Source organism: Methylibium sp. Pch-M (assembly GCF_004136295.1).
GTDB classification, from domain to species: Bacteria; Pseudomonadota; Gammaproteobacteria; order Burkholderiales; family Burkholderiaceae_C; genus Methylibium; species Methylibium petroleiphilum.
This window is the reverse complement of sequence record NZ_CP029606.1, coordinates 1,126,149-1,145,688: the sequence shown is the minus strand read 5'-3', so window position 1 is coordinate 1,145,688 and position 19,540 is coordinate 1,126,149. Positions and strand designations below refer to the sequence as shown.

Below are 19,540 nucleotides of genomic sequence, written 5' to 3'. Positions count from 1 at the left end.
TCAGGCCCGCCTCAGGGGTCTGCGAAACGCAGCGTGGCTTCGAAGCCGTGTCCGCCGGCGACCGGCGACCTCAGCTCCAGCTGAGCTCCCGACTGCCGGGCGATCGTCTCGACCATCGCGAGCCCCAGGCCGCTGCCCTCGGCCGCTGATGTGCCGCGCTCGAAGGGGCGCACCAGCCGCGTCAGGCTGTCGGGCGGCACGCCGGGGCCGTCGTCTCGCACACTGATCGTGCCCGGTCCGGCCTGCACTGTGACCTGGGCGGCTGGGCCACCGTGCTTGAGTGCGTTGTCGATCAGGTTGCGCAGCGCGATGCCCAGGGCGTCGGTATCGGCCGCGACGATGACCACCGGCCCGGCCTCGACTCGCAGGCGCCCGCCGGGTCGTGCCTCGGGGAACTCGTCGGCCACCAGCGTGGCCAGCTGAGCCAGGTCGACCGGCTCGCGTTTCAACGCGACGCCCGATTCGACGCGCGCGATCTGCAGCAGGCGGCTGGCCAACGCAGCGAGTCGGTCAAGCTGCCGCACCAGCGCATCGGCACGCTCGGTCAGGCCGGCGTCACGCGCCTCCTGGGCCAGGCGTTGCGCCTGCGCGCGGGCGGCCGCGAGTGGGGTGCGCAGCTCGTGAGCGCCGGCAGCCGCGAACTGGCGTTCCGCCTGCAGCAACGCGCTCACCCGGGCGAGCAAGGCGTTCAAGGTCTCGACCAGCGGCCTCAGCTCACCCGGCAGGCCGTCGAGCGGCAGCGGCGACAGGTCGGCGCCTTCGCGCCGGGCCAGACCCGCGCGCAGCGGTTCCAGTCGTCGGAAGCCGCGTCGCAGCACCAGGTGCACCAGCAGCGCAGCGAGCGGGAGCAGGGCGAGCAAGGGCGTCAGCAGCCACAGTGCGGCCTGACCCAGCGCCTCATGGCGGACTTCCAGCGGCTCGGCAGCCACCGCCTGCCGGCTGCCGTCGTCACGGCGCTGCACCGACACGCGCCAATCGCCCTCGCTGCGTGTGCCCTTGCGGCGCAGGTCAGCCAGCGGGGTGAGCGGCGCTTCGGCCGAGCGCCACAGCAGGCGGCCATCGCGGTCGAAGATCTGCAGGCGCGCGTGCTCGTCGTCATCGTCGCCCTGTGGCGCTTCAGGGGCCGCGTCGCTGCGCAGCGGCAGGCTCAGCGCGCGCTCCGCGGTGTCTTCCAGGGCATCGTCGAGCACGTCGTGCAGCTCGTGCTGCTGGCCGACCAGCGCCGTCACCGCACCGACCAGCCACAGCACCGCGAGCGCCAGCAGCAGCTGACGCCGCAGCCGCTGCTCCAGGCGCCACGGCGGCGACGGGGGGGCGCCCGGTTCAGGCTTCAAGCCGGTATCCCAGGCCGCGATGGGTGCTGATCAACGTGGCGCCCAGCTTGCGGCGCAGCCGGCTCACGATGACCTCGAGCGAGTTGCTCTCCACCTCGTCGCGGCCGGCCTGTGCGTGCAGGGCCTGCTCCAGCTCGGCCCGGCTCCAGATGCGCCCCGGGCGGCTCGCCAGCCGTCCCAGCAGCGCCCATTCCATCGCGGTCAGCGTGACCGGATCGCCGTCGCGCAGCGCGCGCTTGGCCTCGAAGTCCAGCGAGGTGGCCTGGGCGCGCACGGCCTGCGGATCGGTCACACCGCTGCGGCGGGCAACGGCGTCGATGCGTGCCAGCATCTCCTCGAGGTCGAAGGGCTTGACCAGGTAGTCATCAGCGCCGGCCTGCAGGCCGCGGATGCGATCGCTGACCTGGTCGCGCGCCGTCAGCACGATCGCCGGGCGCCGCTCGCCGCCAGCGCGCAGGCGGCGCAACAGGTCGAGCGCCTCGCCGTCGGGCAGTTGCAGGTCGAGCAGCACCAGTTCGATGGCGGGATCGCCGCGCATCGCGGCCTCGGCCTGGGCGCACAGCTTCATCCACGTGACGGTGTGGCCCTGGGCTTCGAGGTGGTCGACCACCGCCTGGCCGAGATCGATGTCGTCTTCGAGGAGCAGCAGTTGCATGGCGTTGGACATGGATTCTGCAGCCTGACGGCGTTGCCTGAACCAGGGCTGAACGGGGACCGCGCCGCGTTCAGCTTCGGTTCACGGGTGGCGCGCAGCATGCCTGCCATGGGGTCGCGCTGGCGGCCTGCCGATTTCCAACCCCTCGAAAGGAGCTTCGATGAACAGACTCTCCCTGTCGCTGGCCGCCGTGGCGGCTGCCGCCCTTCTGGCGAGCGCACCGGCGCACGCCGGCAGCAAGGATCTTTGCGGTGCCGGACCGCGCGATCAATGGCGACCGATGGCCGAGCTCGAACAGCAGCTCAACGGCCAGGGCTGGCGCATCGAGAAGATCGAGGTCGACGACGGCTGCTATGAAGTCGAAGCGCTCGACAAGGACGGCTGGAAGGTCGAGGCCTATTTCCATCCGAAGACGCTGCAGCGCCTGCAGCCTGGCCGCCATGGGCATTGACGCGACCGCGGACATCGGCGCGACCCACCCCGCGGGCTTCCGGCGAACTCACGTGTTTGCCGCCGTGCTGCTGCACGGCGCACTGGCTGCGGTGCTGGCCGTGGCCTGGCTGGGGGCCGAAGCGCACCCCGGATCGCACGCCGAGCTGGGGCTGGCTGCCGCTGGCGTCTTCGGGTTGTGGCTGGTGACCGCCGGCGTGCTAGGCGTGGTGCGCGCCGCCCGTCGGGCGTCGCGTCCGGCCTGGCAGCCGGTGCGCACTGCGTTGCGCTGGGGGCTGGTGCTGGCGGTGTCGCTGGTCGCTGCCAGTGGCGTCCTGCTGGGCGACGCGACCTGGGGGGATCGCAGCATCGTCGGTGACGTGCACGAGGCGATGGCCGCCGCGCTGCCCGGGCTGCTGGGGCTGCACGCCGTCAGCGAACTGTTGCTGCACTGGCGCGGACGGCAGCCGTAGCGAGCGGCGACCACCGACCGCTCGGCCGACGACAATCGGTGCATGTCGGTCAGCACCTACCTCAAGCTCTCGATCGCCGTTGCACTGGCCACCATCGCGCTGAAGGCGGGCGCTTGGTGGTTCACCGACTCGGTGAGCCTGCTGTCGGATGCGCTGGAGTCGCTGGTCAACCTGGCCGGCGCCATGTTTGCGCTGCTGATGGTCACGGTGGCCCGTCGGCCGGCTGACGATGACCATCCCTATGGTCACCACAAGGCAGAGTACTTCTCCAGCGGCTTCGAAGGGGTGCTGATCCTTGCGGCGGCGCTCGGCATCATCTGGGCGGCGGTGCACCGCGTCCTGGACCCCCAGCCGATCGATGCGATCGGCCTCGGCATCGCGCTGTCGGTGGTGGGTTCGGCGATGAACGGGGCGCTCGCCTGGGCCATGTTCCGCAAGGCCCGCGAGCACCGCTCGATGGCGCTGGAGGCCGATGCGCGCCATTTGATCACGGACGTCTGGACCTCGGCCGGTGTGGTGGTCGCGCTGGTGGCCGTGCAGTGGACCGGCTGGCTGTGGCTCGACCCGGCGATGGCCATCCTGGTGGCACTCAACATCCTGCGCGAAGGGACGTCGCTGGTGCGCCGCTCGGCGGATGGCCTGATGGACCAGGCGCTCGAGCCGGAGGTGCTGCACGACATCGAGGGCGTGCTCGAAGGCTTCCGACATCACACCATCCGGTTCGACCACGTCTCAACCCGGCGTGCCGGGCAGCGGCGCTTCGTCGACCTGCACATGCACATGCCGGCCAGCTGGACGCTGGGCCGGGCTGCAGCGCTGCGCACTTCGGTCGAGCAGGCGCTGATGAGCGCGGTGCCGGGCCTGCGCGCCACCATCCAGCTGCTGCCGAGCGATGTCGAGGCGCATTTCGACGACGAACGGGACTTGCTGTGATCGCGCTGCTGTAGCGCGTCAGCCAGTTCATGCTGGCGATCGATTGCGCGGGCGGCAACCATGACAAACTGAGACCATGACGCACTGCCTGTACTTCCCTTGCCGTCGCCGCGAGCACTGTGATCCGGTGGTGACGACGTGGGCCCTTTCGAGGAGGGCCGCGTGACCGCTCTGCGCCGTCTGCTCAACAGCATCGATCGTCGGCTCGATCGCAACAGCCTGCACGAGCCACTGACCCGAAGCGAGCGTCCGCCCGGCGGCGGCGTGCCCTGCCTCGTCTCGCACGCGCTGGAGCAGGCTGTGAAGACGGCCCACCAGTTCGATCCCGACGCGCGGCTGAAGCATGTGCTGGCGCCCCAGGGCGTGGCCCGGGACGGCGCGGCCCGGCGCTGGGAGTTCGTGTTCGATCTGCCGCAGCGGCGCGCCAAGTTGCTGAGCCAGTGGTATCTCGACGGCGACCCGAAGTTCGGCCGCTTCGGACGCGAGTGCTTCGACGCGTCGCTGCGGCCTTTCCCGCCGCCGGAGAGCCCACTGGCGCAGGCGGTGGCGCAGGGCCGGCTGCCGTATTCGCAATGCGCCGCGGCCTGGCGCGAGGAACGGCGGCGCACGCCCGACCTGCCGCTCGGGCTGCGCGACTCCGATGCTGTGATGGGCGACCTGCTGCGCCTGGGACTGCAGGCCGACGCGGGCGGCTGGGTGCTGCGCAACGCGCTGCTGCAGCCGGGCGGGCATGTGTGGCTGGCGCAGGTCGGTGACACGAGCCTGCATTGCCGATTCAGCTGAGCGCCGACGCAAAAAAGCCACTCCGAAGAGTGGCTTGCTGGTTCGGCCTTCGTGGCCGCGGGTCTTGCCTCAGTCGGCGTACTGGCCGGCCGCCTTGATGACAGGGCCCCACTTGTCGATCTCAGACGAGACCCACTTCTTGTGCTCGGCCGGGCTGGTACGTGCGTCGTTCACGACCACCGCGCCCAGCGCCTCTTCGCGCTTCAGGAAGTCGGCGTCATGCAGTGCGGTCTTCAGTGCGGCGTTGACCTTGTCGAGCACCGCCTTCGGCGTGCCCTTCGGCGCGTAGAGGCCATGCCAGATGCTGACGTTGAAACCCTTCATGCCCGACTCGTCGAGAGTGGGCAGCTTGGCCAGGGCCGGCGTCGTCAGGCGCTTGGGCGTGGTGACGGCATAGGCCTTCACCTTGCCGCCCTCGATCTGGGCGGTGGTGTTGGTGGTCTGGTCGCACATGATGTCGACCTGGCCGCCAATCAGGTCGGTCATCGCCGGGCCGGTGCCCTTGTAGGGCACGGTGGTCATGTCGGCCTTCAGCGTGGACTGGAACAGCAGGCCGCACAGGTGCGAGGCTGCGCCCAGGCCGGCGTTCGCGAGATTGACCTTGCCCTTGTTCGCGTCCAGCCACTTCAACAGTTCGGCGTAGTTCGCGGCCGGCAGCGTCGGCTTGCCGATCAGGGTCATCGGCACTTCGTTGATCAGGCCGAGGTACTCGAAGTCGTCGAGCGTCTTGTACTGCAGGTTGCGGTAGAGCGCCGGCGAGGTGGCCATGCCGATGTGGTGCAGCAGCAGCGTGTAGCCGTCGGGTGCGGCCTTCGCGACCTTGGCGGCACCCAGCGTTCCGCCCGCTCCGCCGACGTTCTCGATCACGATCGTCGCGCCGCCCAGCGGCTTGCGCACGGCTTCGGCGAAGTCGCGTGCCACCTTGTCGGTCGGGCCGCCGGCGGAGAACGGCACAACGATGGTGATCGGCTTCTCCGGGTACTCGGCCAGGGCGCCGGTCACGGCGAGGGCGGCGGCAGCGGTCAGCAGGATGCGCTTCATGCAGAACTCCTTGGGGGAAACGTCAAACGGTGAGCGATGCTAGAGGCTCGCGCGGCAGCAGCCATGCCGGAAACTACGTAAGCGACGCGGGGCCGACGGCGCGACCACGAGATGACGCAACTGTCGGCACGGGGAAAACCCCGAGCTGCCGTCGCTCAATCGTCGCGGTCGGCCCAGCGCGCGAGGCGCTGCTGGAGCGCTTCGCTGAAGCGCCGGACATCGGCGCTGTTGTGCAGTCGTGTCTCGTCCCATTGGGGCGACAGGGCCGGCATGCGCACGGTGCGCGCGCGGATCGTGCCGCCTTCCAGCTGGAGCTCCGCGATCGCGCGACCCTGCAGTTCGAAACGTCCCTCGCGCTCGACGAGCCGCCATTCGCGCAGGCGGCGCTTGAGCGCGGCGAGCGCCTCGTCGGCCTTGAACGCCGGCAGTGCGAAGAAGTCGTCGGTCATGGCAGGCTCCGCACGCCGAGGCGTCAGGGGTTGGAGACGCCCGAGGCCACGTGCCCCGACGGCACGTGGTGCGCCGCATTCTCGACGTGGCGGGTCTGGTCGTCGAAGAAGAAGTCGGGCTCGAACTCGCGCAGGAACTCGCCCTTCGGCAGGCCGCCGAGGAACATGGCCTCGTCGACCTCGATGTGCCAGTCCATCAGCGTGCGGATCGCGCGTTCGTGGGCGGGCGCGCTGCGGGCGGTGACCAGCGCGGTGCGCAGACGCATGCGCTCGGTGCTGGCCTGCTGCAGCTGCTGCAGGGCATGCAGCAAGGGCTTGAACGGCCCGGCGGCCAGCGGACTGGCAGCGCGATCGGCCTCGTGGCGCTGGAAGGCGTCGAGGCCGCCGCTCTGGAACACCTGCTCGGCCTCGTCGGAAAATAGCACGGCGTCGCCGTCGAAGGCGATGCGCACCTCGTTCGGGTGCGCCTCCGAAGCGCGCGCCGCATGCGGCAGCACGCGCGCCGCCGGCACGCCGGCCTCGAGCGCCGAGCGCACGTCGGCGTCGTTCGCACTCAGGAACAGGTTGGCGTGCAGCGGCTTCAGGTAGCGCCACGGCGAACTGCCGCGCGTGAACACGCCGCGCTGGATCGGCAGGCCGTAGTGCTGGGCCGAGCGGAACACCCGCATGCCGGAGACCGGGTCGTTGCGCGACAGGATCACCACCTCGACGCGCGGCGCTTCAGGTGTGGTGAAGGCGAGCAGCTTGTGCACCAGCGAGAACGCGACGCCGGGACGCGCGGGCCGATCGAGCCGCTGCAGTTGCAGTTGCATGTAGGCGCGGTCGTCGTTGCCTTCGAAGATGGTGTTCTCTTCCTCGAAGTCGAACAGCGCGCGAGAGGAGATGGCCACGACCAACTGGCCGGCAAGGGAAACGGACATGCACCGATGCTAGCCGGGCGGCGTGCGCTGCGCCGCCCCGCAGCGAAGAGCGCTACTGCATGAAGCCGATGGCGGCCTTGCGTCCGTGCGCCTCCGGGAGATCGCGCGGCTCGACCACCGCACGGCCGGCGAGCTTGGCGTTGCCGAAGGCCGTCATCCAGGCGCGCCGCATCTCCCGTGGCGCCAGCTCAGCCATCGCATCGAGCACGTCGTCGCCGGGCTCTGGCGCGAAGCGGCTGCCCCAGTCATGGTCGGCGCGGATACTGCGGTACAGACGCGCCGCGATCGCGCGCGCCGCCGCGGCATCGGGCATCTGCACCTCGAACACGTTCATGCGGTTCAGGATGGGCTCGGGAATCGCCCGCGCATCGTTGGCGGTGGCGACCCAGATCACCTGGCTGGCGTCGATCGCGACCTCCGCGAACTCGTCGGTGAAGCTGCCGGCGGTGTCGTGCTCCAGCAGGCCGTACAGCGCGCCCAGCGGATCGTAGGCGTGCTCGCCGCCGGTCTTGTCGATCTCGTCCACCACCATCACCGGGTTGGCGTACTGGCCGTCGACCAGGGTCTCGAACACCTTGCCGGGCCGCGCGCCCTTCCACTGGCTGGAGGCGCCGCTGAGCACCCAGCCGGCGGTCAGGGAACTCATCGACAGGAAGCCCAGGCCGGTGCCGAGCAACTGCGCCATTTCACGGGCGAAATGGGTCTTGCCGACGCCCGGCGGGCCGAGTAGCAGCATCGGTGTGATCTCGAGCGCGTCGCGGCTGTCGTGGCACAGCGCCAACTGGCGCTTCACGTCGTCGAGCACGTCGTGGAAATTGGGCAGTTGCTCGTAGAGATGGTCCATCGCCGGCACTCCCGAGGGCTTGACCTGGAAGCGCTCCGCGCCCTTCTCGAGCATGCGCTCGTAGGTGGCACGCAGGCTCTCGTGTTCCTTGGGGGGCAGCTTCTCGAGCCGGCGCTCAACGTCGCCGAGGCGGTAGACGCTGCGCATGTGGGCGATCGGCAGGCCCGATCGCGGCAGCCCGGTCGGCACGGTCACGAGTTCTGTGGCGGTGGACGGCATTCAGATCCTCCAGACAACAACCCATTGAAACGCATTGCAGCAAAGCCTGACGCAAGCCAGCCCCGGATCAACGGGGCAAACCCCGAGCAGATCGCATGCAACCCACGTGCCGGGGGAGCGGAAGCGGGGTTCCGATGCTGCGTCGCAACAAGGTGCGTGCAAGCCGGTGCCGATCGGCATATAATGGTTTACCCTAGTGTGACGGTGACAGGCTAGACCTGTCGATCGACTGCTTCAGAAACGACGGTGACGGTGTCCTACGAGGCTGCCGTCGATCGACTGCTCGGTTAGAGGTTCGTCATGAAGACCCTGTTCCGCCCCCTGATTGCCCTGTCCCTGGTCGCTGCAACCGTGCTGCCCGTTCAGGCCGAAACGACCCTGCCGGTCGAGGATTTCGGTGTGTTCGTCGATCTGCCGACGGGTTTTGCCTACGTCAAGACGCCTTCGGGCTGGCACTTCGTGCGCCAGATCGAGGCGTCGCGCCTGTCCGACCTGCACCCCTCGACCTTCGTGTCGCTGAAGCAGGCGGGCACGCCGCTCAGCGACGCGAGCGCGCTGAACCAGCGCGCATCGTCGAAGGCGACCGTGCTCTGAGACGGCACACCGACGTCATTTGGTGATGAAGGCCGGCCCTGTGGGGCCGGCCTTTTTCATTTGACCCAGGTGTTGAGCTGGATGATCGGCAGCAGCACGGCCAGCACGATCAGCATCACCACGGCGCCCATCACCACGATCAGCAGGGGTTCGAGGATGGTGGCCAGCGCCAGCGCACGGCGCTGCACTTCGGTACCGAGCTGCGCGGCGGCCCGCTGCAGCATCACGGGCAGCTGGCCGGTCTGCTCGCCCAGGCGGGCAAACATTGCCAGCAGGCCGGGAAAGCGTCGCTTGCCGGCCAGGGCTGAGGCCAGCGGCGCGCCCTCGCGCACCTGGATCAATGCGGCCATGGCGTCGGCCCGCATGGCGCGGTTGCTCAGAGTTTCGGCGGCCGCCTGCAGGGCCTTCAGGATCGGTACTCCGGCGCCGGCCAGCATCGCCAGTGTGCCGGCGAAGCGTGCGGCGTTGTAGCCGCGGGACAGGCGCCCGATCAGCGGCAGCGTGAGCCAGAAGGCGTCGAAGCGCTCGCGGAAGACCTCGTTGCGACGCATGAACAGCAGCGTGCCCACGCCGCCGGCCACGCCGAGCAGGAGCAGCCAGCCCCAGCTGCGCAGGAAGGCGCTGATCGCCAGCATGGCGCTGGTGAGGAAGGGCAGGGTGCGCTTCCCGCCCGCGAACACGCTGGCCACCTGCGGCACGACGTAGGTGACCAGGAAGACCACGATCACGATCGCTACCAGGGACACGATGGCGGGGTAGAGCGCCGCGCCGATCAACTTGCTGCGCAGTTCCTGGCGCTCTTCCAGGTCGTCGGCGAGCTTCTCGAGCACCAGGCCCAGTTGGCCGGTCTGTTCGCCGGCGCCGACGACTGCCCGGTAGACGTCGTCGAATTCGCGCGGCGCATTGCCGAGCGCACGGGCGAACGGCGAACCGGCGTTGACCTCGGCGCGCAGGTGTGCCAGCAGTTCACGCTGGCGTGGGTCCTCGGCCTCGTCGGTCAGTGCGGTCAGCGCGCGTTCGAGCGGCAGGCCGGCGCTCACCAGGCCGGCCAGCTGGCGCGTCCAGATCACCAATCCGGTGCTGTTGAAGACTCGCCGGCCGAGCTGGAAGCTGCCCCTGTTCGCCGCCTGTCCCAGAACCGGCTTCACGTCCAGCGGCACCAGCTGCTGCTGCCGCAGCTGGGCCCGCGCCGCGCGGGCGTTGTCGGCCTCCAGCAGGCCGCTCTTGGGCTTGCCGGCAGCGTCGAGGGCTTCGAATTTGTAAGCGGGCATAGAGCGCGGAGCGAAGGCCGAGAGGCTCCGTTTACGGGGATCGGCCAGCGCAGCGATCGGCGAGCGGCGCGGACTCAATGCCCGCGTCGCGAGAGCGCTCGAACCACCCCGGACCGCCCATCATTCCCTCGTCACCCTCAACAGCTCTTCCAGCGATGTCACCCCGCTCTCCACCAACCGCTCGCCGTCTTCGCGCATCGTCTTCATGCCGCCCCGTTCCGCGGCGACGAACAATTGCGACTCGGCGGCACGGCTGTGGATCAGGCTCTGCAGGGCGCTGTCGGCGACCATCAATTCGTAGACGCCGGTGCGACCCTTGTAGCCGGTGCTGCCGCAGGTGGGGCAGCCGACTGGGTGCCAGCGCCCCTTGTCGTCCTGCTTCTTGCAGTCCGGGCAGAGCTTGCGCACCAGCCGCTGCGCCAGCACACCGAGCAGCGAGCTGCTGAGCAGGAAGGGCTCGACGCCCATGTCGGTCAGCCGCGTGACGGCGCTGGGCGCGTCGTTGGTGTGCAGCGTGGCGAGCACCAGGTGACCGGTCAGCGAGGCTTGGATCGCGATCTGCGCGGTCTCGAAGTCGCGGATCTCGCCGATCATGATGACGTCCGGGTCCTGGCGCAGGATCGCGCGCAGCGACTTGGCGAAGGTCAGGTCGATCTTCGGATTGACCTGCGTCTGCCCGATCCCCGGCAGCTCATACTCGATCGGGTCCTCGACCGTCAGCACGTTGGTCGTCTGCGTGTCGACCTGCCCGAGGCCGGCGTACAGCGTCGTGGTCTTGCCCGAGCCGGTCGGTCCCGTGACGAGCACGATGCCGTGAGGCTGCGCCGTGAGGCGCTTGAACTTGGTGAGCGTCTCGCCGCTCATGCCCAGCGACTCGAGCGTGAAGCGCGTGCTGTCGCCCTTGTCGAGCAGCCGCAGCACCGCACGTTCACCGTGCGCGCTGGGCAGCGTGGACACGCGCACGTCGATCGCCCGGCCACCGATGCGCAGCGAGATACGGCCGTCCTGCGGCAGGCGCTTCTCGGAGATGTCGAGCTCGGCCATGATCTTCAGGCGCGAGATCAGCGCTGCGTGCAGCGCCTTGTTCGGCTGCACCACCTCGCGCAGCGTGCCATCGACGCGGAAGCGCACTGCCGAGCTGCGCTCGTAGGGCTCGATGTGGATGTCGCTCGCGCCGTCCTTCGCGGCCTGCGTCAGCAGCGCGTTGAGCATGCGGATGATGGGCGCGTCGTTGGCGGCCTCGAGCAGGTCCTCGACCGCCGGCAGGTCCTGCATCAGGCGCGACAGGTCGACGCCGCTCTCGACTTCCCCGATCACCGCGGCGGCGCTCGATTCGCCGCCGGCATAGACACTGGCGATGCGTTGCGACAGTGCGGCCGGCGCTTCGCGTTCGAGGGCGTCGACGGCATAGAGGCGCAGCACCTCGCTCAACACGGACGGCGAGACGGCATCGCCGGCCCACAGCACGAGCTGGCTGCCGTTGTCCTCGAGCAGCAGCGAGTGAGCCTTCGCGTAGGCGTAGGGCAGCGGGTGGCGGGTGGCCATGCCGGAACGCTCAGTTCTGCAGCGGCGGCGAGGCCGGCGGCGTGGGCGCGGGTTGCATCGGTTCACCCGGCGGCGGACGCAGCGGTGGCAGCACCGGGGTGTCGAAGTTCGGCAGCAGCACGCGCGATTCGGGCTGGCTGTTCTGCTGCTGGGCGCGGATCAGATCGTAGCGGTCGAGCGACAGCGCATTGCTGCTCTCGGCGCTGCGCATCACCTGCGGGCGGAGGAAGACCATCAGGTTGCTCTTCGTGCGGGTGCGGTTGTCGCTGCGAAACAGCGCGCCGATGCCGGGCAGTCGGCCCAGGCCGGGCACGCGGCTGGAGTTGTCCTGGAACTGATCCTGTATCAAGCCGCCCATGACCAGGATATCGCCGTCGTTCACCACCACCGTCGACTCGATCGAGCGCTTGTTGGTCACCAGCCCTGCGGTGGCGTCGGCCACGCCTTGCGAGACGTTCTGGTTCACGACGCTCGACGCTTCCTGGTAGATCGTCATGCGCACGGTGCCGTTCTCGCCGATCTGGGGTTTCACGCGCAGCGTGATACCGACGTCCCTGCGTTCGATGGTCTGGAACGGATTGGTCGCACCGCTGCCGGTCCCCGTGCTCGTGAACGAGCCGGTGACGAAAGGCACGTTCTGGCCGACGACGATCTTGGCTTCCTCGTTGTCCAGCGTGACGAGGTTCGGCGTCGAGAGGATGTTGCCGTCGGCGTTGGTCTCCAGGAAGCGCGCCAGCGCACCCAGCGTGTAGACACCTGCGAAGCGGCGGATGACGCCGAGATTCAGGCCTGCCGAGGGCAGGTTGCCGCTGACGGCGGTGCCGCCCTGGGCCGCGGCGATCGACAGGTTGATGATGTTGTCGCCGCCGGTCCCGAAATTGGTGCCGCCTATCAGGCCGGTCTTGTCGCCGTCCTTGCCGATCAGTCCTTGCCACTGGATGCCGGCGTCTGCCGCCTTGGTGGCGTTGACCTCCACCAGCATCGTCTCGACGTAGACCTGGGCGCGGCGCGCATCGAGCTGGTCGATCACCGAGCGCAGCTGGCGGTACAGCGGTTCGGCCGCGGTGATGATCAGCGCATTGGTGGCCGGATCGGCCTGGATGAAGCCGCCGGTCGACGGTTGGGCAGCGCCGCTGACGGGGTTGGTCGTCTGCGGTGCAGCACCGGTGCCCGAGGTCTGGTTGCCGAGCTGGGCATTCGCCTGGTTGGACAGGTTCGTGACCGGACTCGCCGTACCGCCGACCGAGCTGCCGCTGCTGCTGCTGGTGTTGCTGGTGAAGGCCGCGCGCAGCACCTGGGCCAGACGCGTCGCATCGGCGTTCTTCAGGTAGACCACGTAGATGTTGCTGCCGCCGACGCCCGCGGCGCCGGGCTGGTCGAGCTTGCCGACCAGCGAGCGCACCTGGGCCAGCTTGGCCGGGTTGGCGGCGCGCACCAGTAGCGCGTTGGTGCGGGCGTCGGCGATCACCGACAGTGCGCCGCCGCTGGCCGCGGTCGCCGGGGCGCCCGCCGTTGCCGCTGACGCGTCCGACAGGCGCTGCACCAGCACCGCGATGTCGGAGGCGACCGCATGCTGCAGTGGGATCACCTCGACATCGGTCCCCGCCGGCACGTCCACCGTCGCGATCACCTTGGCGATGCGCTGCAGGTTGTCGGCGTAGTCGGTGATCACCAGCGAGTTGTTGCCGGGATTGGCGTTGATGGTGTTGTTCGGGCTGATCAGCGGGCGCAGCACGGCCACCAGGTTGTTGGCGTTCTCGTGGTTGAGCCGGAAGATCTGCGTGATGATCTGATCGCCCTGGCGCGTGACGTTGCCGACCGACACGGTGCCGGTCTGTAGCTTGGCGTCGGCCTCGGGCACCACCTTCAGCAGGCCGGCGACTTCGACCACCGTGAAGCCCAGACCGCGCAGCGCGGCCAGGAAGTTCAGGTAGGCCTCGCGCGGCGACAGGGGCTGCTCGCTGTACAGCGTGATCTGGCCCTTCACGCGGGGATCGATCACGATCTGCCGTTCCAGGATCGCGCCAATGGCCCGCGCCACGCCCTCGATCTCGGCATTGACGAAATTCAGCGTTACCGGTTCGCGCGTCTTGGTCTTCTGCGCCAGGGCCGGCGGCGCGAGGCTGCCGAGCGTGACGCTGACCGCACAGGCCGCAGCCAGCGCGCGCAGCGCCGTGGCGCGGCGGGCGGGCCTCGGTGAAGTGGTCAGGCTCATGATCATCCGATCGAAATGACGGACCGCGCGCCGTCGCGCCGCCCGATGATGTTCAGCAGGTTCGTCAGCGCCGGCTGGTCGGCCTCTGCAGCGCTCGCCTCACCGCGGAAACGCAGGCCCCCGGCACCCAGCGTGCCTTGCCCCGACAGCTGCAATGCGCCCTGTGTGGTGCTCAAGGTCAGTTGTGCGGTCCCGGAATTGCCGGGATCGCCCGCGACCTCGAGACGGTAACTGCCCAGCCGTTCCAGTGTCGACACCCGGGATGCGGCATTTGCCACTTCCAGTGCCGCCTGGCCGGTCATGCGCCAGCGCCCCTGCACCGTCTGCAGGCTGATACCGGGCGAACTCAGGCGCAGGACGCCGCCGAGTTGCAGCGTGTTCCAGGGCGTGCCCAGGCCGACCAGCCACTCGGCCGGCCATTGGCCGATCCAGGCGGGCGATCCCTGCAGGGTCGCCGTGACGGTGCCGAAGCCCGGGGTGAGCCGCACGCTCGGGCGGCCGTTCAGGCAGCAGGCGTGCTCCAGTTGGAGCGAGAGCGCCAGGCCGGCCGGCCGGAGGGTCCATTGCAGCCGGCCCGGCAGCGAGCGGGCACCCCGGCTGTCCGTGCCGCCGCTCAATACCGCGACGGCACTGCCTTGCCACAGGCTGCCGCGCGCGTCGGCCAGCAACACGTGTCCGGCGCTGGCGCGCTCCACCCAGGCGGCGAACCAGGCGGCCGGCGCAAAGGCGATGACGCCGAGCAGGCCCCCGAGCACCGCTCCCCAAAGGGCCCAGCGCCGCCCTGCGTGGCGAGCGCGTTCCCAGCGCAGCCCCTCGTAGGTGGACTCGCCCCATTCACTCACCCGCGACGCGGCCCCGGCCTCCCGCGGCCGGCGCAGGAGGGACACGCGCCAGGTCGACGGACGCCATTGGGAAGCTGAGAAGGAGCGGGCCATGGGCTGCGTGCGCGTGCAAGTGCGTGTCGGTCAGCCCGGTCGCGGCAACGTGAGCAGCACGCTGCCGCTGTAACCGTTGGGGCCGTGCGAGAGCTTGGCTTCGTCGGGGCGCGCGCGGGCGGCGCTGCGCACCTCTCCCAGCCACGCGGCCAGAGCCTCGCCGGGGACGCCGCTGAGGGTGAGGGTGGCGCGGTCACCCTGCAGCGTGAGTCGTGCGTTGGTCCCCAGTCGCTCAGTGGCGCCGCGCAGCGCGGCCTCCGCCTGGGCCGGCTTGACGGTGGGCAGCTTGCGCAGTTCCTGGCTTTCGGCCGCTTGCCGCTGCATCTGCTGCAACTGGAACTCGACCGCGTCGATCTGAGCGGGCGTGTCGCGCAGGCTGCGCCAGGCCGGCTGCACGCCCAGCATCCAGACGAGCGCTACGCCGACCGCGATTGCAGCTGCAGTGATGAGCCGGCGTTCACGCCGCGCCATGCGGCGCCAGCGCGCTCGCCATTGCTCGCTGATCGTGGCCAGGGCCGGCGGCAGTGCCGTCTTCATGTGCGGGGGCCTGCAGCGACGGCCGTCACGCGGCGCAGGGTCACGCGGTCATCGACGGCTTCGACTTGCCAGCCGCTCGGTGCCAGGATGTCGCGGAAGGCCCCGACCTGCTGCTCGGTCCAGCCGGGCGTGGCCAGCGTCAGCAGGCCGTTCTCGTAGCCGAGTGTCTGCACCGGTTGCTGGGCCGGCCAGGCGCTGGCCGCAGCCTGCAGCGCAGACTCCAGATCCGCTTCGCCGGGGCGGCCGGCGGCCGCCCGCAAGGCATCGGTTTCTCTCTGCATCTGGACTGGTGCGTCAAGCACGGCGCGGACCTGCGGATGTGTGTCGCGCAGAAGCGAGGTCATGGCCAGGCGCCTGGCTTCGAGCGCGTCGCGCTGCTGCCACGCGGCGACGTTCAGGCCGATCAACTGCACGATGACCAGCGCGGCCAGTCCGAGACGGACCGGCTGCCACGCCGAACTGCGGAAGCGTCGCAAGCCCTCCCGCAGGGCGTTCAGGCCGCGGTGGCGCGGTGCCAGACTGAACTGCCGCAGGTTCCAGAGCGAGCGAGCCGCCTGCAAGGCATGTTCGGCAGCCGACTGGACCCGCACCGTGCTGCCAAGCCAACGCTCGGCCGGCGCGGCGACCGCCGGGGTAGCGGTGAAACGCACATCGGAGGGCAGCGGTTGCGGCAGCAGGGCCCTCGCCAGCCCGCCCTGCAGCGGCCAGCTGGCCACGCCGTCGGCATGGGCCCAGGTGAGCACGAGCGAGAGCCCCCCGATGCCGTCGGCACCGCTTTCGTGGGTGGCCGTGAAGTGCCCGTTCGGTGGCGTATCCGGCCATGCCGCCGGCACGACACGATCGACTCGCAGCCCGGCGGCTTCCAGCGTGGCGATCTCGCCGGCCAGCCAGGCGCGGTCGGTCACGGCCACCCAGACCCGCTCGCCGCCCTTGGCACCGGGCGCAAGCGCCAGGTGCAGCTGGCCAGCGTCTTCGAGCAGGGCTTCTTCCAGCACGCCGGCCAGCGCGGCACCGAGGCGGGCCGTTGGGGCCTTGGGACACAGGATGTGGTGCCAGCTGACATCGGTGGCGGCGAGCATCGCCACCACCTGGTCGGCCTTGGGCAGCAGTGCGGGCGCCGCCTGGCCCTCGCGGTCGACCGTCAACCCGTCGATGCTGAACGCGTAGGCGAACTCCGCCATGGTCCGCGGGGCGGGCGCTGAGGCGCCGCTGCGCAGGCGCGGACGCGGCGGAATGGAGACGACGAGCGTTGTCATGGGGCCAGGGGTGCGCGGAGATTGTAGGTGTGGCTCGGCGGCGACAGCCGGGATTCGGGACGGGGGAGCGGTTTCCGGATGTGTGCGCGTCCTCTCTATCGCCCAAGGCTCTCGACCGACGCAACCCGATCGCGCCGCAGGGTCACGATATCCAGGTTGCGGCGCTCGACCAGCGCCCGTTCCTCCACGCTGCGGTCCTGCAGGCGCAGCCGGCCGCGCACCTCGAAGAAGGACGATGTCACCGAAACCCGCTCGGTGGCGGCACTCACGCCCTGCGGCAGCAGCGCGTCGAGCTCCGCCACATTGCGGAACGGATTGCGCTGCCGTGCCTGGATCAGCCGGTCGGCGCTGGCCAGGTCCAGCCCCTCGATCACCGCCGCCAGAACTTCCTTGGGCGCGGTGTTGGCGTTCACGGTGGTGCGCACCGGCAGCAGCGAGACGTAAGGCGTCAACAGCGCCAGGGTCTCGGTATCGAGTCCGATCCAGGCGAGTTGCTCGATGCGCTCCGGCATCAGAGGTGGATCTGTGCCGAGTTCCGCGCCGCTCGGCTGACCGCTGGCGAGCGTGGCGGCGCGCAGCCCCCGCACGATCATCGGAGCGAGATCGGAGCGCGCGCCCACGGCATCGAGCAGGCGCTGGAGCACGCGTTCCTCGGCGGCACCCGCCGTCCCGGAACCGGCGTCGACCAGGTTGCGCAGGTTGTAGCGGGACTGTGCGTCGGTGATGGAGCCGGACAGGAAAGCCTCTGGCGCGTCATCGGTGTTGTCGCGATCGACGGCCAGGAAGGTCGAGAGCTGGGCTTCGGCCAGCGGCACTGCCCAGGGCTCGCCCAAGTGGTCGGCGCCGCCGGTGCGCGCGTCTTCCCGGAGGATCAGGCGCGCCCAGTCGACCGCACCGTTCAGGATCCACAGGGCCTGCGCACGCGCGCGCTCGGCCACTTCCACCTGCACCGCGCGCCATTGCTGCCAGACCATGGCGCTGGCCAATGTGGCCACCAGCGTGACGATGACCATGGCGGTCAGCAGGGCGGCACCGCGCTGACGGTTCGCGCGTCGACCGGCAAGGCGGCGGCATCTGGAAAGAATCGAAGTCATGAGCCCTGCGGGGACAGGCGCAGGTCGCGGGTCAGGGCACCGACCCGGCCGCTGCCCTCGGTGAAGGCAAGGACCAGGCGCACGCCACCCGGCAGCGCCTGTCGCGTTACCAGCGTCGGCGTTGCAGCGGTCGCCGGCGCGGCATCCCCGCTCGATTGGGCGTTGGTCCAGGCGTTGCCACGCCAGTAATAGAGCTGCCAGTTGGCGACGCCGCTCAATGCGCGCAACTGTTCGGCTTCATTGCCGAGCAGTTGCTGCGACTGCAGCCAGGCCTCGCGCAAGGCCGCGCCGTGCGTCACCGCCGGGCTGGCCCAGCGCGTCCAGCTGTCCCCACGCAAAGACCACACAACCAACTGCAGGCCGGCCGCATGACGCCGCGTCAGCCGCAGGCTCGCGCCATCGAACTGCAGGGCCGGAACGAGGCCGCTGTCCTGGACTTCGGCCAGATCGGCCTCCCACTGCGCGATCACCGACTGCAGCCGCAGCTGCTGCTCGAGCCGCTGGGCGCTGATGTCGCGCGAGCGCACGATGGCGTCGATGCCCTGCCAGGACATGGCGGCGACGATGGCCATGATCAGCAGCGCCACCAGCACCTCGACCAGCGTGAAGCCGGACTGACCGCAAAGACGGGGGCGAGCACGCATCGTCAGTACCTCGACAGCACCGTCGACAAGGTCAGGATCGTCTGTCCGCCGGGCGTGAGGACCACGGCGTCGGCGCGCCGGAAGTTGGGGTTCGGCGTCGGGCGGATCACCATCTTGCCCGGGTAGACCACACCGAGCTGCTCGCAATAGAACTCGCTGTCGCCGACCCCCGGGAACTGCTTCATGAGCTTGAAGGCGGTGAGCTGGTTGTCGGCACACCATTCGGCCACCGTCACGTCGGTGAGGCGCTGAGCGTTGTCGGTCAGCGCCCCAGCGGCCTTGAGCCCGGCCCCCAGCGTGACCGCCACAATGGCCAGCGCCACCAGCACCTCGATCAAGGTCATGCCGCGAACGTTGCGGCCGGAGGAGCAGTGTGCCCGGAACTCAGCGCGCGACATTCGGGGAGGCCTCGTCGACGACGACAGCGAACGGCCCGAAGCCGTCGGTCGCGAGCGCCACGGTCTGGGCCTCGAGGCGCAGCACGATGCGCTGGGCCCCGATCACCGGCTCGGGCCCCAGCACCGCCGCCTGCATCAGGCCCCGGCCGTTCCGCACTTCTGCGCTGATACCGGCCGGCGCCAGCCAGCGGCTCGGCAGGGCCAGTTCGCTGGGCAGCCCGACGAAACGGAAACCGGTCTCGGAGGGCACCCACAACACCGCCACGCCAGCGGCCCGCGCCTCGGCTCGCGCTGCTTCGAGCAGGGCGCCCAGCCGGGCGGCCTCGCGCTCGAGCTGGGTGGCGGCCGGGTCGCGCAGCGCCAGCGAGGCAACGGCCGAAACGATGGCAACCAGGCTCACGACAATGAGCAGTTCGATCAGCGTGAAGCCGCGCGACCGGCCGGTCGCGTGACGCAGGCCCGTTCGGCCGCTGGCCGTGAGCCCGCTCATGTCATTGCCAGGAACCGATGTCCGCGTCCTTGCCTTCGCCGCCGGCCCGGCCATCTGCGCCGAAGCTGAACACGTCGACCTCGCCCTTCACGCCGGGATTCGCGAACTGGTAGGCGTTCCCCCACGGGTCGTTGGGCAGCTTGTCGAGATAGGGCTTCCAGTTGGGCGGCACCGGGCTGGCGCTCGGCTTGGCGACGAGAGCCTGCAGGCCCTGCTCGCCGGTCGGGTAGCGCTGGTTGTCGAGGCGGTACAGCTTGAGCGACTGCATGAGGTTGTTCACGTCGGTGCGCGCTGCGGTGACCCGTGCGTCGTCGGCCCGATCGAGCACATTGGGCACGATCAGCGCGGCCAGCACGCCGATGATCACGAGCACGACCATCAGTTCGATCAGCGTGAAGCCGCGCGCGGAGCGCAGCGACGAGTTCAATGCGGAGGAATTGGGCATCTGGGTTTGGGGGACGGGGTGCACCGTCGCGGGGCG

At 69.9% G+C, this 19,540-nt stretch carries 22 protein-coding genes; 5 read left to right on the top strand and 17 right to left on the bottom strand.

Annotation, left to right across the window (positions count from 1 at the left end):
* Positions 1 to 11: 11 nt before the first annotated feature.
* Both C1M51_RS05405 and C1M51_RS05400 read right to left on the bottom strand, forming a co-directional pair.
* Positions 12 to 1,334, bottom strand: coding sequence for a HAMP domain-containing sensor histidine kinase (locus C1M51_RS05405; RefSeq protein ID WP_129448571.1), 1,323 nt, complete (start codon positions 1,332 to 1,334; stop codon positions 12 to 14).
* Complete coding sequence (locus C1M51_RS05400; protein WP_129448570.1) at positions 1,324 to 1,989, bottom strand: response regulator transcription factor; 666 nt, start codon at positions 1,987 to 1,989, stop codon at positions 1,324 to 1,326. Before C1M51_RS05400 ends, C1M51_RS05405 begins: the two co-directional genes overlap by 11 nt.
* Before the next feature lie 160 nt (positions 1,990 to 2,149).
* Here C1M51_RS05400 and C1M51_RS05395 point away from each other — a divergent pair, with 160 nt between their 5' ends.
* The 4 genes from C1M51_RS05395 (at position 2,150) to C1M51_RS05380 (ending at position 4,607) form a co-directional block, all read left to right on the top strand.
* Positions 2,150 to 2,440 carry a PepSY domain-containing protein gene (locus C1M51_RS05395; protein ID WP_129448569.1) on the top strand — a complete coding sequence of 97 codons (291 nt, stop codon included), beginning with the start codon at positions 2,150 to 2,152 and terminating at the stop codon, positions 2,438 to 2,440.
* The gene (locus tag C1M51_RS05390) at positions 2,430 to 2,891 is read left to right on the top strand and encodes a hypothetical protein (protein WP_129448568.1); all 462 of its coding nucleotides are present in this window, start codon (positions 2,430 to 2,432) and stop codon (positions 2,889 to 2,891) included. The genes C1M51_RS05395 and C1M51_RS05390 overlap by 11 nt, the downstream gene beginning before the upstream one ends.
* 42 nt (positions 2,892 to 2,933) lie before the next feature.
* Complete coding sequence (locus C1M51_RS05385; RefSeq protein ID WP_129448567.1) at positions 2,934 to 3,824, top strand: cation diffusion facilitator family transporter; 891 nt, start codon at positions 2,934 to 2,936, stop codon at positions 3,822 to 3,824.
* A gap of 162 nt (positions 3,825 to 3,986) precedes the next feature.
* Positions 3,987 to 4,607 (top strand): hypothetical protein, encoded by a 621-nt coding sequence (locus C1M51_RS05380; protein ID WP_129448566.1) that lies wholly within the window; start codon positions 3,987 to 3,989, stop codon positions 4,605 to 4,607.
* 69 nt (positions 4,608 to 4,676) lie between these two features.
* Here the strand turns inward: C1M51_RS05380 and C1M51_RS05375 are convergent, their stop codons facing one another.
* The 4 genes from C1M51_RS05375 to C1M51_RS05360 all read right to left on the bottom strand — a co-directional run bounded on the left by C1M51_RS05375 (position 4,677) and on the right by C1M51_RS05360 (position 8,080).
* The gene (locus tag C1M51_RS05375) at positions 4,677 to 5,648 is read right to left on the bottom strand and encodes a tripartite tricarboxylate transporter substrate-binding protein (RefSeq protein ID WP_129448565.1); all 972 of its coding nucleotides are present in this window, start codon (positions 5,646 to 5,648) and stop codon (positions 4,677 to 4,679) included.
* Between the two features lie 155 nt (positions 5,649 to 5,803).
* The gene (locus tag C1M51_RS05370) at positions 5,804 to 6,097 is read right to left on the bottom strand and encodes a hypothetical protein (protein WP_129448564.1); all 294 of its coding nucleotides are present in this window, start codon (positions 6,095 to 6,097) and stop codon (positions 5,804 to 5,806) included.
* Between the two features lie 23 nt (positions 6,098 to 6,120).
* Positions 6,121 to 7,017, bottom strand: coding sequence for a 5'-nucleotidase (locus tag C1M51_RS05365; protein WP_011830717.1), 897 nt, complete (start codon positions 7,015 to 7,017; stop codon positions 6,121 to 6,123).
* Positions 7,018 to 7,069: 52 nt separating this feature from the next.
* A complete protein-coding gene (locus C1M51_RS05360; RefSeq protein WP_129448563.1) occupies positions 7,070 to 8,080 on the bottom strand; it encodes an AAA family ATPase in 1,011 nt (336 codons plus the stop codon).
* Positions 8,081 to 8,380: 300 nt separating this feature from the next.
* On the opposite strand from C1M51_RS05360, the gene C1M51_RS05355 reads away from it, so the two are divergent.
* Positions 8,381 to 8,674, top strand: a complete 294-nt coding sequence (locus C1M51_RS05355; protein WP_129448562.1) for a hypothetical protein — start codon at positions 8,381 to 8,383, stop codon at positions 8,672 to 8,674.
* Between the two features lie 56 nt (positions 8,675 to 8,730).
* Here the strand turns inward: C1M51_RS05355 and gspF are convergent, their stop codons facing one another.
* From gspF to gspG, 11 genes are all read right to left on the bottom strand, one after another.
* Positions 8,731 to 9,945, bottom strand: coding sequence for a type II secretion system inner membrane protein GspF (gene gspF, locus C1M51_RS05350; protein ID WP_129448561.1), 1,215 nt, complete (start codon positions 9,943 to 9,945; stop codon positions 8,731 to 8,733).
* Positions 9,946 to 10,065: 120 nt separating this feature from the next.
* Positions 10,066 to 11,490 carry a type II secretion system ATPase GspE gene (gspE, locus tag C1M51_RS05345; RefSeq protein WP_011830713.1) on the bottom strand — a complete coding sequence of 475 codons (1,425 nt, stop codon included), beginning with the start codon at positions 11,488 to 11,490 and terminating at the stop codon, positions 10,066 to 10,068.
* A 10-nt stretch (positions 11,491 to 11,500) separates the two neighbouring features.
* The gene (gene gspD / locus C1M51_RS05340) at positions 11,501 to 13,711 is read right to left on the bottom strand and encodes a type II secretion system secretin GspD (RefSeq protein ID WP_129448560.1); all 2,211 of its coding nucleotides are present in this window, start codon (positions 13,709 to 13,711) and stop codon (positions 11,501 to 11,503) included.
* On the bottom strand, positions 13,708 to 14,640 hold the full coding sequence (locus tag C1M51_RS05335; RefSeq protein ID WP_242499980.1) for a type II secretion system protein N: 933 nt from the start codon (positions 14,638 to 14,640) through the stop codon (positions 13,708 to 13,710). The genes gspD and C1M51_RS05335 overlap by 4 nt, the downstream gene beginning before the upstream one ends.
* 30 nt (positions 14,641 to 14,670) lie before the next feature.
* Entirely contained in the window at positions 14,671 to 15,177 is a 507-nt protein-coding gene (gspM, locus tag C1M51_RS05330; protein ID WP_129448559.1) for a type II secretion system protein GspM, read from the bottom strand.
* The gene (gspL, locus tag C1M51_RS05325; RefSeq protein ID WP_129448558.1) at positions 15,174 to 16,433 is read right to left on the bottom strand and encodes a type II secretion system protein GspL; all 1,260 of its coding nucleotides are present in this window, start codon (positions 16,431 to 16,433) and stop codon (positions 15,174 to 15,176) included. The genes gspM and gspL overlap by 4 nt, the downstream gene beginning before the upstream one ends.
* Positions 16,434 to 16,528: 95 nt before the next feature.
* Entirely contained in the window at positions 16,529 to 17,527 is a 999-nt protein-coding gene (gene gspK, locus C1M51_RS05320; protein ID WP_129448557.1) for a type II secretion system minor pseudopilin GspK, read from the bottom strand.
* The gene (locus tag C1M51_RS05315) at positions 17,524 to 18,171 is read right to left on the bottom strand and encodes a type II secretion system protein J (protein ID WP_129448556.1); all 648 of its coding nucleotides are present in this window, start codon (positions 18,169 to 18,171) and stop codon (positions 17,524 to 17,526) included. The genes gspK and C1M51_RS05315 overlap by 4 nt, the downstream gene beginning before the upstream one ends.
* A 2-nt stretch (positions 18,172 to 18,173) precedes the next feature.
* Positions 18,174 to 18,515, bottom strand: a complete 342-nt coding sequence (gene gspI, locus C1M51_RS05310; protein ID WP_242499979.1) for a type II secretion system minor pseudopilin GspI — start codon at positions 18,513 to 18,515, stop codon at positions 18,174 to 18,176.
* 40 nt (positions 18,516 to 18,555) lie between these two features.
* Positions 18,556 to 19,059, bottom strand: a complete 504-nt coding sequence (locus C1M51_RS05305) for a prepilin-type N-terminal cleavage/methylation domain-containing protein (protein ID WP_129448554.1) — start codon at positions 19,057 to 19,059, stop codon at positions 18,556 to 18,558.
* Position 19,060: 1 nt separating this feature from the next.
* Entirely contained in the window at positions 19,061 to 19,504 is a 444-nt protein-coding gene (gene gspG, locus C1M51_RS05300; protein ID WP_051495508.1) for a type II secretion system major pseudopilin GspG, read from the bottom strand.
* Positions 19,505 to 19,540 lie beyond the last annotated feature (36 nt).